General features: G+C 60.7%; 1 protein-coding gene. It reads right to left on the bottom strand.

Translation table 11 applies throughout. The features are described from left to right. Window positions 1-22 precede the first annotated feature (22 nt). A complete protein-coding gene (locus AC0L3E_RS34520) occupies window positions 23-961 on the bottom strand; it encodes an IS110 family RNA-guided transposase (RefSeq protein WP_473606899.1) in 939 nt (312 codons plus the stop codon). Window positions 962-1,159 lie beyond the last annotated feature (198 nt).

Below are 1,159 nucleotides of genomic sequence, written 5' to 3'. Positions count from 1 at the left end.
CAATGAGCGACTATCTGTGGTGTCAAGTTGCATTGGCGAACTCCATGCGCGCATCGCGTGCTTTTGCATTGAGAATGACGAGGAGTTTTCGCGCCAGCGCCATGCGGATGACCATTTTGGTTTTGCCAGCCTTTTGCAACCGTTCGGCGAAAGCTTGCAGATGAGGATCGTACCTGGCGACGTGCCGGGCAACGATAAAGAGAATGCCACGCGGCCCGGTGCGACCGCCCCGAATATTACGAGGTCCCTCGCGTTTGCCGCTATCATTGGCGAAAGGCGAGAGCCCCACCAGCTTGGCGATGGCCTTGTTGGAGACGATGCCGATCTCGGGGACCTCCGCCAACAGACGGGCAACGGTGCGGTCAGCCAAGCCCTTGAAGACGCGGAATGTCATGTCGAGCCTGGCCCACAACGGATCATCGTCAATCAGCGAGGCCACCTCGCCAGCCAGCCGCTTCTCCTCGCGCTTGAGGCAGGTCAGCACCGTGGAGAGACTGGCCAGCGTCTCGGCGTCTGTGGTGGCGCTCTTGCGCTGCTTGTTGACGGTGATGTCGCCGGTGACTTGGGAAAGCCTGGAAACCAAGACTTTCAGTCGCTGCTGCGCGGGACTGGGCGGCGCCGCCGGCACGATCTGCTTGACCGACGCGTAATGGGCGATCACGGCCGCGTCGATGCGATCGGTTTTCTCGAAGGTGCCCATTGCTTCGGCGAAGCGACGCACGCTGCGAGGATTGACGATGCCGCAAGGCAGGCCGTTCTCCCAAAGCCACAGAAAGGCCAACCGCTCATAACCGCCCGTGGCCTCCATAACCGCGAGCTCGACACGATGGCCGCGGCAAAACACCAGCAACTCGCCTAGTCCCGCTGCGTCGTTGGCGAAGCGAGCAAACGCAGCGCCCGGCCGGACATGGGCGTCCAGCCAATCTTTCGAAACATCAACTCCACAAATAATGTTGTTCACGGTAACCTGCCTTGTTCGTGCGATTGGAGCCAAGCGACTATTCGGTCGTGCGTGACAAAGGCGAAGATCCCAAGCTCATTGACGGTTGTAGCCGGAGGGGCAGCGGGCGACTTCGCCAAGCCTCGGGCCGGATGGCCATCCGGCCCGAGGCTCAATCGCTTCCATCGCACATAATCATCTCGTGCAGATACAAGGGGC

The organism is Mesorhizobium sp. WSM4822 (assembly GCF_055811155.1).
The sequence above is the reverse complement of the archived record's forward strand: the minus strand, read 5'-3'. Positions and strand labels throughout refer to the sequence as shown.